The following is a 555-nucleotide window of genomic DNA, read 5'->3' on the forward strand; positions in this document are numbered from 1 at the left end:
GAGGCGAAGGAGTGCGTGTTGTCCAGCACGTCCAGACCGCGGTTGCCACCGAGGCTGAACCGCATGGGAACCGCATCACCGGCGTCACGCAGCAGCAGCTCGTCCGTGCCGCCCTGCGGGTTCATCCCGCCGAAGCCCTCGCCGGCCGCGACGCACTCGGCCGGGACGTCGAACGCCTCGGTGTTGTCGTCACGGTTCGTCGTGCCCTGGACCGCGCTGTACCCGAGGCCACGACGGGCGAACGTCGACCACACGATGCAGGTGTCCTCGCCGCCGAGCGCCTCGGTAGCAGCCAGGATGCCGTCGCGACCAGCCACGAAGCCCGGCGCGCACCCCTGCATCTTCAGCCCGTCGGTGACGTACTGCAGCGAGCGGTTGTTGCCGCCCGCGTCCCAGCCGTCGTAGATGTTGTCGTTGAACCCGTGCGCGTCGATCAGGTTCCACGTCAGGTCCCACAGCACGGCGTTCCAGCCGTGGCCCACGCCGTGGGGCGTCGCCAACGAACCACCCGTGATCCAGCTGTTCGTCTTGATCCGGTCGTAGGTGAACGGCTGG

Annotated in this window: 1 protein-coding gene; it reads right to left on the reverse strand. The window is 68.6% G+C overall.

Translation table 11 applies throughout. From position 1 onward, the window contains the following. Positions 1–555, reverse strand: a 555-nt coding sequence (locus ACR80Q_RS18345; RefSeq protein ID WP_435379092.1) for a M36 family metallopeptidase, incomplete at both ends; no start/stop codon positions are given.

The sequence above is a fragment of the Aquipuribacter aurantiacus genome, from assembly GCF_051216895.1.
GTDB lineage: Bacteria > Actinomycetota > Actinomycetes > Actinomycetales > JBBAYJ01 > Aquipuribacter.